The 16,049-nt window shown below is 42.3% G+C and carries 13 protein-coding genes, 2 tRNA genes, 1 other RNA gene and 1 other annotated feature; of the genes, 10 read left to right on the top strand and 6 right to left on the bottom strand.

The window, feature by feature from the left end; translation table 11 throughout:
• Positions 1-65: 65 nt before the first annotated feature.
• A complete protein-coding gene (locus HPC67_RS12415; RefSeq protein WP_217588409.1) occupies positions 66-1,691 on the bottom strand; it encodes a glutathione ABC transporter substrate-binding protein in 1,626 nt (541 codons plus the stop codon).
• A 194-nt stretch (positions 1,692-1,885) separates the two neighbouring features.
• Positions 1,886-2,120, top strand: a binding site (T-box leader).
• Between the two features lie 80 nt (positions 2,121-2,200).
• On the opposite strand from HPC67_RS12415, the gene serS reads away from it, so the two are divergent.
• Together serS and HPC67_RS12405 are read left to right on the top strand one after the other, a co-directional pair.
• Entirely contained in the window at positions 2,201-3,475 is a 1,275-nt protein-coding gene (gene serS / locus HPC67_RS12410; protein WP_217588408.1) for a serine--tRNA ligase, read from the top strand.
• Between the two features lie 145 nt (positions 3,476-3,620).
• Positions 3,621-3,713: transfer RNA gene (locus HPC67_RS12405), tRNA-Ser, on the top strand.
• Between the two features lie 74 nt (positions 3,714-3,787).
• Here HPC67_RS12405 and HPC67_RS12400 read toward each other — a convergent pair.
• Positions 3,788-4,204 carry a universal stress protein gene (locus tag HPC67_RS12400; RefSeq protein WP_217588407.1) on the bottom strand — a complete coding sequence of 139 codons (417 nt, stop codon included), beginning with the start codon at positions 4,202-4,204 and terminating at the stop codon, positions 3,788-3,790.
• A gap of 173 nt (positions 4,205-4,377) precedes the next feature.
• Here HPC67_RS12400 and HPC67_RS12395 point away from each other — a divergent pair, with 173 nt between their 5' ends.
• Entirely contained in the window at positions 4,378-5,856 is a 1,479-nt protein-coding gene (locus tag HPC67_RS12395) for a SulP family inorganic anion transporter (protein WP_217588406.1), read from the top strand.
• A 161-nt stretch (positions 5,857-6,017) separates the two neighbouring features.
• Positions 6,018-6,827, top strand: coding sequence for a pyrroline-5-carboxylate reductase (gene proC / locus HPC67_RS12390; RefSeq protein ID WP_217588404.1), 810 nt, complete (start codon positions 6,018-6,020; stop codon positions 6,825-6,827).
• 329 nt (positions 6,828-7,156) lie between these two features.
• Here the strand turns inward: proC and HPC67_RS12385 are convergent, their stop codons facing one another.
• Together HPC67_RS12385 and HPC67_RS12380 are read right to left on the bottom strand one after the other, a co-directional pair.
• Positions 7,157-7,837: a deoxynucleoside kinase gene (locus HPC67_RS12385; RefSeq protein ID WP_217588402.1), complete on the bottom strand. Its 681-nt coding sequence runs from the start codon at positions 7,835-7,837 to the stop codon at positions 7,157-7,159.
• Between the two features lie 13 nt (positions 7,838-7,850).
• Complete coding sequence (locus HPC67_RS12380; RefSeq protein ID WP_217588401.1) at positions 7,851-8,492, bottom strand: deoxynucleoside kinase; 642 nt, start codon at positions 8,490-8,492, stop codon at positions 7,851-7,853.
• Between the two features lie 129 nt (positions 8,493-8,621).
• Here HPC67_RS12380 and HPC67_RS12375 point away from each other — a divergent pair.
• The 4 genes from HPC67_RS12375 (at position 8,622) to HPC67_RS12360 (ending at position 12,582) form a co-directional block, all read left to right on the top strand.
• Positions 8,622-8,694, top strand: a tRNA-Arg gene (locus HPC67_RS12375).
• Positions 8,695-8,977: 283 nt separating this feature from the next.
• Complete coding sequence (locus tag HPC67_RS12370; RefSeq protein ID WP_217588400.1) at positions 8,978-9,499, top strand: hypothetical protein; 522 nt, start codon at positions 8,978-8,980, stop codon at positions 9,497-9,499.
• Positions 9,500-10,196: 697 nt separating this feature from the next.
• On the top strand, positions 10,197-11,912 hold the full coding sequence (gene acsA, locus HPC67_RS12365) for an acetate--CoA ligase (protein ID WP_217588399.1): 1,716 nt from the start codon (positions 10,197-10,199) through the stop codon (positions 11,910-11,912).
• A gap of 97 nt (positions 11,913-12,009) precedes the next feature.
• Positions 12,010-12,582, top strand: a complete 573-nt coding sequence (locus HPC67_RS12360; protein ID WP_217588398.1) for a DUF2087 domain-containing protein — start codon at positions 12,010-12,012, stop codon at positions 12,580-12,582.
• 104 nt (positions 12,583-12,686) lie between these two features.
• On the opposite strand, the gene HPC67_RS12355 is transcribed toward HPC67_RS12360, so the two are convergent.
• Both HPC67_RS12355 and HPC67_RS12350 read right to left on the bottom strand, forming a co-directional pair.
• A complete protein-coding gene (locus HPC67_RS12355) occupies positions 12,687-13,973 on the bottom strand; it encodes a glycoside hydrolase family 18 protein (protein WP_217588393.1) in 1,287 nt (428 codons plus the stop codon).
• 88 nt (positions 13,974-14,061) lie between these two features.
• Entirely contained in the window at positions 14,062-14,919 is an 858-nt protein-coding gene (locus HPC67_RS12350) for a cytochrome c oxidase assembly protein (protein WP_217588392.1), read from the bottom strand.
• 208 nt (positions 14,920-15,127) lie between these two features.
• Here HPC67_RS12350 and tadA point away from each other — a divergent pair, with 208 nt between their 5' ends.
• On the top strand, positions 15,128-15,631 hold the full coding sequence (tadA, locus tag HPC67_RS12345) for a tRNA adenosine(34) deaminase TadA (protein ID WP_217588391.1): 504 nt from the start codon (positions 15,128-15,130) through the stop codon (positions 15,629-15,631).
• Positions 15,632-15,731: 100 nt separating this feature from the next.
• Positions 15,732-15,997: signal recognition particle sRNA large type (ffs, locus tag HPC67_RS12340), an RNA gene on the top strand.
• The last annotated feature ends 52 nt before the right edge of the window (positions 15,998-16,049 follow it).

Here is a 16,049-nt window from a genome sequence, read left to right as displayed (position 1 = left end):
ACGATACGATAGATACATTATGAAGCAACCTAGGGGCACGAGCCCCTTAGGTTGCTTTATGACATTTATTGTTCAATATATGCATCTTTAAGCTGATAGATGCCTTGTGGGTTAATTGAGAAATCTTTAACGGTACTATTGACACCAATTAGATACTCCTGGTGATGGATGTATAGCATTGGTGCAAGTTCAACGAGCATTTCTTGTGCTTGTGAGTATAGGTCCTGACGTGCTTGTGGATCTGTTTCTTTTCGTGCATCATCAAGGACTTTATCAAGCTCGTCATTTTCAAGGAATGAACGGTTTCCTGGATCACCGACTGCTGAAGAGTGGAACAATGGATACATGCCATAGTCCGCATCTGACGTTACGACAGACCAGCCTAGGATAAACATGTCATGCTCGCCATTGGCCGTTCTCTCTAGGTAAGCGCCCCATTCGAGCTCTTCAATTTTAACGTCGATACCAATTTCTTTCAGTTGAGCCTGGACATTAACAGCTGTATCGACACGTTGCTCATTGTCGTTTGTCCAGATTGTCGTTGAAAAGCCGTCTTCATAGCCAGCTTCTGCAAGCAATTCTTTCGCTTTCTCAACATCATACTCTAGACCATCAACATTTTCATCATAACCGAACACGGGTGGTGCCAATGGACCGATCGCTGGAATACCAACGCCATTATAGATACCTTGAATGATCTCATCTTTATCAATCGCCATTGAGATCGCTTGACGGACTTTTACATTATCAAAAGGTTCTTTTTGAGCGTTGAAGCCAACGTATGAAAGGGAAACACTTGGCTCCTGAAGAACGTCAGCATTATCCATTCCCTCAACTCGTGATACGTTGTTTGGACCGATATTGTCAACAATGTGAGAGCCTTCTGTATCAAGCTCAGCAATACGTGCACTTTGCTCACTTACAACTTTAAATGTGATTGTATCAAGCTTGGCATTGTCGCCCCAATAGTCTTCATATCTTTCTAATACAATCTTTTCACCTGGTGTCCACTCTTGTAATTTAAATGGACCTGTACCAGCAGGATTTTTGTTAATGTATGCGTCAGGATCGCCGCCTTCTTCTAACTGCTTATAATCTTCTTCAATTACTTTAGGACTCATGATCCCTGTTCCACTATGAGCTAAGTTAGATAAGAGCGGTGCGTATGCATATTTCAAATTAATGCGCAGTGTGTAATCGCCTGTTACTTCCCAGCTGTCAACAGCTTCAAGCAAGAAGGAACGTGGAGAAGCGATTTTTTCATCAACGAGACGGTCAAAGTTCTGCTTTACAGCTTCTGCGTTCAGCTCTTCGCCATCATGGAACTTAATGCCTTCCTTTATATGGAAGTCCCAAGTTGTTTCATCAATTTCTTCCCAGTCTGCTAACCCTGGTTGTACCTCTTGATTTTCATCGAGGACGGTTAGCGTCTCGTAGACGTTTTCTCCGACGTTACTTGATGGCACGTCGTTTGATCCTTGTGTTGATAACGTGACAGCATCAGACCCCATTGCAATAATGATGTCTCCGCCTTTTGCAGCGTTATCTGAATCATCATTTCCTTCAGCCGCTCCGTTGTCGTCGTTGTTCTCGGAGTCGTTATTTGGTGTACCGTCTCCTGCGCATGCTGCTAATACAAATGCGAGCATAAACAATAGAGATACAAGCCATAGCATTTTTCTAGACTTCATAGTTTTAATACCCCCCAGTATGTGTGTAAATGATTGCTTAGTGGAGCAACCTAATTACAAATATATAATAAATCATCCAAAATAGCAAGAATATTTTAATGGTTGTGATGATCGAAATATCCATAAAAGCGTGTCAATAATGTGCGTGCTTGCATAATCATATTAAATTGGCTATGATAGAACATAATCAAGCATCAATAGTAATGATAGGAACTAGTAGCAATCGTCCTTTCTAACAGAGAGCCAGCGGTCGGTGTGAGTTGGTAGAAAAACGTTGTGAATCCCTCCTTGAACTGGTTTGCCGAATATGGTGAGTATCATTAGTAAGCAGACCCGGTACGGCACCGTTAATCGCCATGAGCCGGAAAAGACCGTCGTTTGTCTTTTCAACAAGGGTGGCATCGCGGGTATTCAACTCTCGTCCCTATTTAGGGGTGGGAGTTTTTTGTATTCTGTTAAGACCAGTCGTTTTTAAATTACAAAATATATATGCATATGGAGGTATGAACATGCTGGATATGAAGTATTTAAGACAACATTTTGCTGAAGTGAAGGAAAAGCTGAATCATCGAGGTGAGGATTTATCAGAACTTGAACGATTTGGAGAGCTTGATGAACATCGTCGTACACTCATTGCTAAGGTGGAGCAACTGAAGGCGAAGCGCAATGAAGCATCAAAACAAATTCCCCAGCTGAAAAAAGCCGGTCAGGATGCCGATGCGGTCATTAAGGAAATGCGTGAAGTTGGTGACGAGATTGCCGAGTTAGATACGGAGCTAAGAGATATTGAGGGACAGCTCGAACATATTATGCTGTCGATTCCGAATATCCCTCATGAAAGTGTTCCAGTTGGTGAGGACGAAGATGATAACGTAGAGGTTTGTACATGGGGAGACGTGCCTAGCTTTGATTTTGAGATTCAGCCGCATTGGGATATCGCGACGAACTTGGGCATTGTTGACTTTGAGCGTGCTGCGAAGGTAACTGGAAGTCGGTTTATTTTCTATACAGGTCTTGGCGCACGTCTTGAACGCGCATTGATGAGCTTTATGATGGATCTTCATGCAGATGAGCACGGTTATGAAGAAATGCTGCCACCATACATTGTAAATAGAGACAGTCTAACAGGAACAGGGCAGCTGCCAAAGTTCGCTGAAGATGTCTTTAAGCTTGATGGACCAGATTATTTCTTAATTCCAACTGCTGAAGTGCCTGTTACGAACTATCATCGCGATGAAATTTTAAAGGAAGAGGATCTTCCAAAGAGATACACAGCATTTAGTGGCTGTTTCCGTTCAGAGGCAGGATCTGCTGGGCGTGATACACGTGGACTCATTCGCCAGCACCAGTTTAACAAAGTGGAGCTCGTTCATTTCGTCAAGCCTGAGGATTCATATGAGACGTTAGAAATGCTGACGAATCATGCAGAAAAAGTATTGCAGCTTCTCGGCTTGCCATATCGTGTTATGAGCATGTGCACAGGTGACCTTGGCTTCACAGCGGCAAAGAAATACGATATCGAAGTGTGGATTCCAGCACAGGAGACGTACAGAGAGATTTCTTCTTGCTCAAATTTTGAAGATTTCCAAGCGCGTCGTGCAGGCATTCGTTTCCGCAGAGGACCAAAAGGTAAGCCTGAATATGTCCACACATTAAATGGCTCTGGCCTTGCCATCGGCCGTACCGTTGCAGCGATTTTGGAAAATTACCAGCAAGAAGACGGCAGTGTCGTAGTCCCTGAAGTACTCCGACCATATATGGGTGGAAAAACTGTTATTCAATAAGTAAGGTATGTATCATCCCGTCCACATCTAGAGGACGGGATGATGATTTAACGAAACGGTGCATAGATTTTTTATTAAATAAAATAAAATATCGATCTTCCATTGACAAGTGTCGCAAATTGTTGTATATTATTAAACGTTGCATGGAGGTATACCCAAGTCTGGCTGAAGGGATCGGTCTTGAAAACCGACAGGCGGGTCAAACCGCGCGGGGGTTCGAATCCCTCTACCTCCTCCATTTAAATTTTAAAATGATAATTATATATATAACCACCACTGGATGTGCAGTGGTGGTTTCGTTTTATTTATGGACTATTTAATGATTAGGACTGGGCAATTGACCCGCTTAGCTACTTTATGACTCACACTACCAAGAACCATTTCCTGCAGGACATTAAGTCCCCGACTGCCGATCACAACGATATCATAGTCGTGATGATTGGCATGTTTGACGATCGTTGGTCCAGGCTCGCCGTGTAGAAATGTGAGCTCGTAAGGAACGTTATGATACTGCGCTTTTTGCTCAAACATCGACATCCGCTGTTTTCTTAATACAGATGTGTCTTCTCCCCAGTGATGAATAACATCTTCCTTAGCGTGTTTTGTATCAACAACATAAATGATATCTACTTGAGCGTCCTTTTGTAAGCTTGCTAGTGAAAATGCATGGTCCGCAGCGCGTAATGCATGCTCTGAACCATCCGATGCAAGCAAGATTTTTTGATACATGGTTACCCCCCTTAATGACGTTCAACTTCATATTTTCCCCATTATAACACGATTGTTCGTGTAGGGCGTTTGTTTTTAGGTACCTGTCACTTGACTGGATATGTCATAAATCCAAAAGACTATGTGCTGTCGTGTGCATGGTTTAAATATAAAAAATCAATGTAGAAAGAGATGTGAATGAATTGACATTAAAACAAGAATGGTTTGGCAATATAAGAGGAGATGTGTTGGCTGGAATTGTTGTCGCCTTAGCTTTAATTCCTGAAGCGATTGCCTTTTCCGTTATTGCTGGCGTTGATCCAATGGTTGGGCTGTATGCATCATTTTGTATTGCGGTCGTCATTGCCTTTGTCGGTGGGCGTCCTGGTATGATCTCGGCTGCAACCGGAGCGACTGCTTTATTAATGGTAACGCTCGTTGCAGAATACGGCTTACAGTATTTATTAGCGGCTACAATTTTAACAGGTATTTTGCAAATTATTATGGGAGCACTGAAGCTTGGTAAACTGATGAAATTTGTTCCTAAGGCTGTCATGGTCGGCTTCGTTAATGCTTTAGCAATATTAATATTCACCTCACAAATCACCCATTTCGTAGGTGAAACGTGGGTGATGTACGCGATGGTAGCGGGTGCTTTAGCCATTATTTATATTTTACCGCGGATGACAAAAGCCGTCCCATCACCACTCGTTGCAATCATCGTGATTACACTGATCGCCATTACAACAGGCAGTGGTGTGCGAACAGTCGGTGATATGGGTGAATTAACCCAATCATTACCGATATTTATGATTCCTGATATACCGTTTAACCTTGAAACGTTGCAAATTATTTTTCCATATTCCCTATCAATTGCCATTGTCGGTCTCGTTGAATCATTGCTGACAGCGACAATTGTCGACGATATGACTGAAACAACGAGTGACAAAAATAAAGAAGCACGCGGTCAAGGAATTGCCAATATCGTCTCAGGACTATTTGGTGGCATGGCAGGCTGTGCAATGATCGGTCAGTCAGTTATTAACGTTAAATCAGGTGGTCGCGGACGCTTGTCAGCACTTGTAGCAGGTACGTTCTTAATGATGCTTATTTTGCTTTTAAGTGATTTTGTTGTTCAAATTCCGATGGCAGCGCTCGTCGGCGTTATGATTATGGTGTCGATCGGTACGTTTGAATGGTCAACCCTTAAGACATTGCATAAAACACCAATTACAGATACGACAGTAATGGTTGCGACAGTCGTAACCGTGCTGTTCACACATGACTTATCAAAAGGCGTGCTCGTCGGTATTATGCTGAGTGCCATTTTCTTTGCCGCCAAGATTTCCAAAATAAAAGTGGCAAGACTTGCAACAGATGCGTCTGCAAAGGTTGTGTATCAAGTGACTGGACAGCTCTTTTTTGCCTCAACAACAGAATTTATTGAAGGCTTTTCCTATGAATCGGATATTGAGTCAGTGAAGATAGATTTGACACACGCTCATCTATGGGATGATTCTGCTGTGGGTGCCATTGATAAAGTCGTCATGAAATATGAACAAAATGGCGTACAAGTTGAGATCAAAGGCTTGAATCAGGAAAGTGATCAGCTGTTGAAGAAACTAGGCACTTATCACGGTACACACACAATTGAAAAAGCAGCGAATTCATAATGACGGTTTTAAAAGACATGCTTAGTTGACATGACGCGTGATGCGTTCTATAGTACTTACAACGTATGTATGGGCGATCCTATGTATTGTAAGTCATCGCCATCTTGCCCTTTTGTAGGGTAGGATGGCTTTTATATAGGTTTTTGAAAAGGAGGGACACAATGGCTGAAAAAATCGTATTTATTGGTGCGGGATCTATGGCAGAAGCGATGATCGCAGGCTTAGTGGATGCTCAAGTACTCAACTGTCAAAATATCTATGTTACAAATAAAGAAAATAAACAGCGGTTGAAAGCTTTAAATGAAGCGTACGGCGTGACCTGTTTATCGGATAAACAAGCTGCCTTGAAGGAAGCTAATATGATTATTTTGGCAACGAAGCCTCATGATGCAGAAGCGGCTCTTGCTGCGATTAAACAAGATGTGACCTCTGATCAACTCGTTATATCGGTCGTTGCCGGACTTGAAACGACATTTATTGAACAACGATTTTCGGGAGATATTCCTGTCGTTCGCGCGATGCCGAACACATCAGCCGCTGTTGGTGCATCTGCAACGGCGATTTGTGCGGGGGCGTATGTTCAAGAAAGCCATTTGAAGGCTGCAGAGATGCTTTTGCAAACGATTGGAACAACAACGGTCGTGGCTGAAAAGGACATGCACGCTGTCACAGCAATTTCCGGAAGTGGTCCAGCCTACATGTATTATTTAATCGAAGCGATGGAGAAAGCGGCGCTTGATGCAGGGCTTGATCGTGACGTCGCGCGATCACTGCTCATCCAAACGGTCGTAGGTGCTGGCAATATGCTCGCATCTTCCTCTGATGCACCAGCTTTATTAAGGAAAAAAATAACGAGCCCTAACGGCACAACTGAGGCAGGTATCAACACATTGCAAGCTCATGATTTTGAAGCGATCATTAAAGCATGCGTTGAAAGTGCGCGTGCACGTTCGGTGGAGCTTGGTCGATAAAGGTTGTTTTTTATTAGAAGTGAGGTCAACGAAAGAGCCGGAAGGAAGTTCCTTGTTTAGGGATGCTTCCTTCCGGCTTTATTGTGTGTGCGAAATTCGTGCTTATGACCGCTGAATGATGTGTATGGCCGGTTATACGGCTGCGTGTCCTTTTATGCGGCTCGAAACCCATTTATACGGCTGTTTCTCGAGTTATGCGCCTGTTTTGATCGATATGCGTCTATTTGAGCATATATGCGGTTGAATCGCTTTTTATGCGGCGCATATGGGATATATGCGTTTCTGCTACTTGATTTACCGTCTTGCTAACGACCTGTTTAATCGTATCGTTATAGCTGACCAGCTTTCCATTTGCGTGATTGCTGGATAAAGTGCCCGATTTTTTCTAGGATTGGTTCAATAGATCCTTCTTCTTCGACAATATCGTAATCTGCAATGCTTAAGCGCATGATCGGACAGGCGTTAAAGTTGTTCACCCAATTTTCATATCGGTTGTACATATCTTCCCAGTATGAAATTGGCGTATTCTTTTCCATTTCGCGGCCACGTTTATTAATCCGTTCCATAATCTCCTCGAAGGACCCTTCAAGATAGATTAATAAGTCGGGATGTGGGAAATACGGTGTCATCACCATCGCCTCAAATAAGTTCGTATATGTTTCATAGTCGGTTGGTGACATGGTTCCGTTGTCATAGTGCATTTTAGCGAAAATACCGGTATCTTCATAGATGGAGCGGTCTTGAATAAAGCCACCGCCATATTCAAAAATCTTCTTCTGCTCTTTAAACCGTTCAGCAAGGAAGTAGATTTGCAGATGAAAGCTCCACCGTTCAAAATCATAGTAAAATTTTTCGAGATAAGGGTTCGTGTCAACCTTCTCGAAAGACGTCTTGAAGTTAAGCGCCTTCGCAAGGGCGTTCGTCATCGTAGATTTACCAATGCCCACTGTTCCGGCAATTGTAATGATGCTGTCGTTCGGAATATTGTAAACGCTTCTAAGATTTTTCATGTGTGTACCTCACTTATACGTTCGATGTATGATGGTTTAAAAAGCCACTAACGTCGGCGATAATCTGTTCTAAGTCGTGTTGCTTTTTAACAAAATCAAGCTCGTCTCCGTTAATTCGAATTACAGGAATGTCCGGATGAAGCTGTTCAAATGATTTCATATAGCTCTCGTAGTCTTCGGAAAGCTGGGCCAAATAGGACGGTTTAATGTTCTGTTCAATATCCCGTCCGCGCATGCGAATACGCTCCATGAGTGTATCAAGCCCTGCATGGATGTAAATAAGCATGTTTGGAAGTGGCATATCCTTCGTTAATATATGATAGATTTGCTCGTATTTCGTAAATTTTTCATTGTGCAAGGTGCGCTGTGCAAAAATCATGTTTTTCGATATATGGTAATCGGCAATGACCGGTTTTTGTACGTTTAAATACTTCTTTTCGATGTCTTCTAACTGCTTGTAGCGATTGCATAAAAAGAACATTTCAGTTTGAAAGCTCCACTCATCAATATCATCGTAAAATTTACCCAAAAAGGGATTTTCCTCAACGATTTCCTTCAGCAAGTGGTAATCAAAGTGGACCGATAGCTTCTTGGCAAGTGATGTCTTTCCAACGCCGATTGGTCCTTCTATCGCTATAAAAGGGACGTCCTGCATCCTCATTCCTCCCATCAACGTTCGACAATGTTTTTATTTTATCACACAACCGATTGATGTTCCATGTGAAAAAAAGATTCGCTTTTCAATAGGAAGGTATTTTTGTATAATAGTAATGCTTGCTTTTTTGCCCCCGTAGCTCAGGGGATAGAGCATTGGTTTCCTAAACCATGTGTCGCAGGTTCGAATCCTGCCGGGGGCGTTACCAATATGTTAAAGCTGTAACCTTAGATGGAATAAGCACGTCTCATTCATCTAAGGTTTTTTGTTGTGTGTTATACTTTTTATTTTTTAGTTATATTTTAATTATTAGATTTTTGTGCTAAAATAAGTGAACACAGACATGTAAAGTGAATAGTCAAACTATAAAGGGGTGGATTGAAATCGTTAAGGAAAAAGGTTTATTTGCGATGGTGTTCATCATCTTACTTTTAATACACGCGTATCTTTTTAAAGTGCTTTATAACTATTGGATGCTGTGGAAAGTGAATGATTTTACAATCATCATGACGATTACACTTTACTGTATAATTGTGATTCCCTTATCTGGATACTTGTCCAACATACTAACGACATTTGCCGTAAGCAAGGGACTTGTAACCCGTCAAACCATGTTAATCCCAATTGCCGTTATGATTGCGATACCAGTTATTTTTGTCGTCAATGACTATAAAGAAAAAGACTTAAATGAAGTCATTAGCTTTAATATAGATAAAGTTGATTACGTACAAATTGATCATCGTTTGAGAACAGATGAACTGGAAGACGCCAAAACATTAAGCGAGCTTTTGAGCCAATATCGGGTGAAAAAGATGAAAGATCGTGAATGGAATAGTGATGTTTCTAAAGAAAAAGGGTATACAATTACGATTTATCCAAAAGACAGCAACCCGATCATCGCCTCCATTTATGAAGATCGCTTACATACTAATGACGGTGATTATTATGAAGTTGTAAATGGTCCTATCGATATGAGTTGGTTTGATAAGTTGTATGATCAATACTAACGTTCGTCTGTAGATTGGAAACCAATGATAGTCATCTATGAAAAAAACGCACAACCGCATATATCCAAATGCCAACGCATATATCGTGAATCTAACGTATATATGCAAAACAAACCGCATAAACCAGAAATCGCACCCATAAGTTGAAAATGCGCCGCATAACCACCAGGGCAACCGCATAAATAGAAAAACAGCCGCATATATCACATCATGCCGCTGCCGTCATGTTTCCAAAAGCAAGCTGGTCTACACAAATATGTCGACCTACCTACTGCCCGATTTTGACGACCATGATGAACAGCTCCTACCAGACACACACTTCTTGAGTTTAACCTACACTGAGCCGTTTTTGTGAGAAACATACATACGTACTAAGCAGCAGAGGCAGCACACCCCCTCACCAATAATGCATGCTCAATAACCTTGAAATGATAAAAAAATTTCAAGTTGACATATGACATACTGTTCTTCCCGTAACATAAACATGAATTGAAGACCGTTTTAAAACAAATGGACATCCGTTACAAGGAGGTCCATTTGTTAGCTCTCCCTCGTTAAAAAATTCATACTTTTAAATGTTTACTCTTTAAAAATGTCACAAAATGTTCTAAAATAATGACTATCATCTGAAATAACACAACTTTGGTACAAACATTGATGTTTGTAACCGATTTCAAATTATAGGAGAGGTGATTTGATGGATATGCAGCGCATACCCGCACAAGAAGGGGAATTTAATTTACAAGATTATGGTCAGATGCGTGAGACTTTTTCATGGGAGGATGTCCACCAATACTTCAGCTGGGACAAAACGGGAAAGGTCAACATGGCTTATGAAGCAATCGATCGGCATGCTGCGGATCCTGCCAAAAAGGACAAAGTAGCACTCTATTATTCATCACCTGATCGTGAAGAAGCGTTAACCTTTAAGGAAATGAGTGAAAAAAGCAATCAATTTGCCAACGTCCTTAAAGCGTATGACATTCAAAAAGGCGATCGTGTTTTTTTATTTCTTCCGAGAACCCCTGAATTTTACGTATCATTTTTCGGCATTTTAAAAACAGGCGCCATCGCTGGGCCGCTTTTCGAAGCTTTTATGGAGCAAGCCGTTCGTGACAGGTTGGAAAATAGTGAAGCAAAAATGCTCATCACAACGCCTGAACTGCTTGAGCGTATTCCTGAAGCTGACTTACCAGCATTAGAAAAAATCGTTCTTGTCGGTGACCACGATCATCCATCCGAAAAATATATTGATTTTAAATTAGAAATGGCTCAAGCATCCTCGCAATTTGATATTGAATGGGTCGATCTTGAAGACGGCATGGTGCTCCATTACACGTCAGGCTCAACGGGTAAACCGAAAGGCATCTTACACGTACACAATGCGATGATCCAACAGTACATGACGGCTTATTGGACACTTGATTTAAAAGAAGATGACATTTATTGGTGTACAGCTGATCCAGGCTGGGTGACCGGGACGAGCTATGGCGTATTTGGTCCGTGGCTGCATGGTGTTACGAATGTCGTACGTGGAGGACGTTTTACGCCAGAATCATGGTATCAAACCATTGAAAACTATGATGTAACCGTTTGGTACACAGCGCCAACAGCTTTGCGTAAGCTCGTGAGTGCCGGTGAAAAGACGGTTAAACAATTTGACCTCTCTTCCTTGCGTCATTTGCTCAGTGTTGGGGAACCACTTAACCCAGAGGTCATTACATGGGGGATGAATACGTTAAATCTCCGTATCCATGATACGTGGTGGATGACAGAGACAGGTGCCCATATGATCGTTAACCTGCCTTCTGAGGAAATTCGTCCCGGCTCAATGGGTAAGCCCGTTCCTGGCATTGAAGCATCTATTGTAGATCATGAAGGCAATGAAATCCCACCGAATCAAATGGGCAATCTTGCGATCAAAGCAGGCTGGCCGGCAATGATGCGGACGGTTTGGAACAATCCAGGTAAATATGACAGCTATTTTATAAATGGCTGGTATGTATCAGGAGACAGTGCTTATCGTGATGAAGATGGTTATTTCTGGTTCCAAGGAAGACTCGATGACGTTATTAATACGTCTGGAGAGCGCGTTGGACCATTTGAAGTGGAAAGCAAGCTGTTAGAGCATGCAGCTGTTGCTGAAGCCGGCGTGATCGGCAAACCCGATCCAGAGCGTGGAGAAATCATTAAAGCGTTTATTACGTTAAATGATGGGTATGAACAATCAGATGACCTACTTGAAGACATTCGCCAGTTTGTAAAAACAGGTCTCAGTGCACATGCCGCACCACGTGAACTGACGATCGTCGATTCGATTCCAAAAACACGCAGCGGTAAAATTATGCGCCGTCTATTGAAATCATGGGAGCTCGGCCTTCCAACAGGCGACACATCTACATTAGAAAAATAAACTAAGTTTAAAAGGAGCAGTGATGCTCCTTTTTTATGCTATCTATTTACACATATATCTAATTAGATTATAATCTAATTAGATGGGAGGTAAAATCATGCAATTAGATCGACTCGTTCGCTTTCATAAAACGTTAGGCGATAAAACCCGCATACGTATCATTGCTTTATTGAAAAATGGCCCGCTTCATGGTCAAGCCATTGCTGGAAAATTAAAGCTGAAAGCACCAACCATTTCACACCATATTGCCAAATTAAAAGACATTGACGTCATTTATCAACGTCGCGATAAAAACACAATTTATTTTCATTTGAATGAACGGAAGCTTGAACAAATGTCAACTGCGATTAATCGGATTGGAGGTGAGCACATGTTTGAAGTGTTCGATATTAATGAGGAAGAAAAGGCGAAGCTGATCCGTAACTTTACAGAAAAAGATGGTCGCTTAAAACAGTTGCCGGCACAGCGCAAGAAGAAGCTCGTTTTACTTGAATATATGCTTGGCGGCTTAGAGCAAGGTCAATCATATGAAGAAAAGGATATTAACGCACACATACAACAATACCATGACGATTTTGCTACCATTCGTCGCGAGTGGATTATGGCGCAGTTCATGTACCGAGAAAATGGAATATACGAAATGAACCCAAGAGATATGTGGCCAGTGTAGATGCTGACATCTTAAATCCCCCTCCAGAAAAAGACGACGGGAAGGGGATTTTGCTTACATGCCATATATGCAATGATCATTTTAATCTATGCCGAACTGTCCTCTCACAGCTTGCGAATATCAAAATTATCCTGTAGCAAAAGCCAATTTTGTGGGAAGGCGAGACCGAGCTTCCAATAGCTAATGCCACGTAATCCGAGCTCCTTGATTAAATCAAACTTAGCCTGTATTGACCGCGCGTCCTCAAACCATACTTCATGCTGGGCACCATTTGCGTCATAATACGTGAAAAATGGGGCTTGAGCTGTTGTATCGTATTCGATCGCCACGTTTTGTTCGCGGGCAAGGGCGATCGCTTGCTGTGGGCTGAGCGCACGCGCCGGATCTCCACCTTGTTCAAATGGCAACGTCCAATCATAGCCGTATAAATTTTGTCCAAGCAGAATTTTTTCGGCGGGCATTTCGGTTAATGCATAATTGACGACTTTACGGACCTCATTGATCGGAGAAACAGGTAGTGGTGGCCCACCGCTATACCCCCACTCATACGTCATCAACACGACAAAATCGGCAATTTCTCCGTGGGCGGCATAATCATGCGCTTCGTACAAAAGTCCACTCTGAGTAGCGCTCGTTTTTGGCGCAAGGGCGGTAGACATTAACAACCCTTCTTGTGACAATCTTTCCTTAGCCTTCCGCAAAAAAGTATTGTATGCCTCACGATCATTCTGTGGTAAAAATTCAAAATCAAAATGAACGTCTGTAAAACCGACTTCTTTTGCAGTGTTAATAATATTGTCTAGTAATGTATTCTGAACCGCTTGGACAGTTAATATAATGTTCCCGAGCTCTGAGCTGAATGCCCCCTCTTCAAGATTGGACACGACGAGCATCAAGTTAGCACCGTTCGCTTCAGCAATTGCTTTAAAATCATTTAAAGGCGGTGGTGAGAGCGTACCATCGCGATTGACTCTGTAGCTAAACGGTGCAAGATACGTCAAATAAGGTGCTGCTTTTCGCGCCGAATTTTCTAGTGTCTCAGATACGGTATTACCGATCGGCTCAACATAGGCATTTGCTGTAGCAGGTACTTTTGGCCGTGGCGGTATATAAAGTCGGAAGCCAATCGGAAGCGTGAAATTAACAGGAATGCTGTTGACCTGTGCGAGATTTTGATATGTCGTCCCAAATTTTTGGGCGATCGTAAACAGAGAATCACCGGGCTGAACGAAATAAAATTGCCCAACAATCGGAATGACCAGTGTCTGACCTACAACGAGTGGTAACGACGGATCAATTTCATTCGCATCACTGATGGCTTGAATCGTTGTGCCATATGTATTTGCGATATTAAATAACGTGTCACCTGGTTTGACAACGTGAATTTGCACAATAACCCCTCCTTCATCATGGCATAGCACTCTTATACAATGTATGAACGAGGGGAGTTGGTTATGCCCATCCATTCAGTCTGGACAGCTATTTTTTCTGGTCGAGTCGAATGACAATCCCTTGGACGATGCGAATGTTTTTATCATCGACTGTGCCTTCTAACGCTTCTTCCTCACGCCCCCACTTTTTTAAAATCTGGAACATGGCAAAAATAAAGCTCGACAGCTGAATGAGTTTCAAAATCCCACCAGCGAATTGCTGATCGTAAATGGCGGTCATCGCAGGAAAAATAGCTCCTGCACCAGCTTCGTAGACGGGATAATGCGCGTTTTGTACAATGAGAAAGAAAAAACCGATCGGCATGAGTGAAAGCGCCGCTACGAAAATGTACGCAATACGAGTTAAATAAGCGAGCTCATTCAAGCCGGGGAGTGGATTCATAATGACCCACCACATAAAAAAGGCATAAACGAACAACGTCGCTTTAACGATCAAAGACAATACAATACTTTCGTGGACGATATTAAAAATGCTTGGCATGAAATAGGCAGTAAACAGTGCATTAAATATAATGACGGTTATCCAAGGATGCCCCGCAATCGCCATAGACAAGCGTAATTTATGATTCCAAACGAATTTTCGAAACCAGCTTGTCGGTAGACCAAGGATCATGAAGGGGACGGCGATAAATAACGTACCAGCCATTTGTAGCATAAGGGCGCTGAATAAATAATGATCCGCAATAATTGAAAATGGGCTGCCATGAAGCACATATAACAAGCCGAGCGCGCCATAAAAAAGCGCACGTTTTCCTGCCAATAATTCATATTCAGGTGAGCGCACAATATACTGTGTATATAAATACCCAATCACGAACATAAGTATTAGCCAACCTGGACCCCATATGTTATACCATGTGAATTCATTAAACAGAGCAGTTGTCACTCACATCACCCCATCTATTCAAAATGAGTATCGTTTAGGTTAAACTGGATGTATAATAATAATGATCAGTATCTCCTATTTACATAATAAATATGATGATTTGCCAATAGTTTAACAAATACATTGATCATTGAATAGGAAAAGAGCTGTTAGAAAAGTAGGATCAACAATATGAAGCGAAAAATGATGAGAAAGTGTGTGAACACATATGTTAGATGAAGTATATATGGCCGCAGCCATTGAACAGGCCCGCAAGGCTCAAGAGCTCGGTGAAGTCCCTATTGGAGCCGTCATTGTATATGATGGAAATATCATTGCAACCGGTCATAATTTAAGAGAAGCGACGGAAAAAACGTTGTCACACGCTGAATTGTATGCGATTGAGGAAGCAAATCAGAAAATCGGCAGCTGGCGTCTAGAGGATTGTACATTGTATGTGACCCTTGAACCATGTCCAATGTGTGCTGGTGCAATTGTGCAATCACGAATAAAGCGTGTTGTGTACGGGGCAGCTGATCCAAAAGCAGGCTGTGCAGGAAGCTTGATGAACCTATTAGAAGACGATCGTTTTAATCATCAGGTTGAAGTGAGAACAGGGGTGCTTCAAGAGACGTGTAGCCGATTACTTACTGATTTTTTTCGAGCATTAAGGGAAAAAAGAAAAACAAAGCATCCATCTGAAATGAACGATACGCCTGATGCGTTGGAATAAATCTTGTGTGCTTTGACCAAATACTCTTTAACGAGTAAAATATATCCAAACAAAAGGAAGGCATTGCATTTTAGAAACGAGACCAGTATAATATAGAGTACCGTGCTAGGCGGGGAGGTAGCGGTGCCCTGTACTTGCAATCCGCTATAGCAAGGCTGAATTCCCATTCGAGGTGTGGCGGCTTTATGGTCTGCCCTAGTGGAGTGGTGTTGACGTTCAGGTCCTGCGCAACAGAAACCCATGAACCCTGTCAGGTCCGGAAGGAAGCAGCAGTAAGTGGTCCCTTCTGTGTGCCGCGGGAGCGCCTGGGCCGAGCCATGAAGCTAGGTAACGCATAGGGCTGTCACATCGACAGTGGGTGCACGGTGTACATAGAAAAACCCCTTTCGTCATTTGGGCGAAAGGGGTTTTTCATTTT

It is taken from the genome of Lentibacillus saliphilus (assembly GCF_019093865.1).
Classification (GTDB): Bacteria; Bacillota; Bacilli; order Bacillales; family Amphibacillaceae; genus Lentibacillus_B; species Lentibacillus_B saliphilus.
This window is presented reverse-complemented; position numbering and strand designations above follow the sequence as displayed.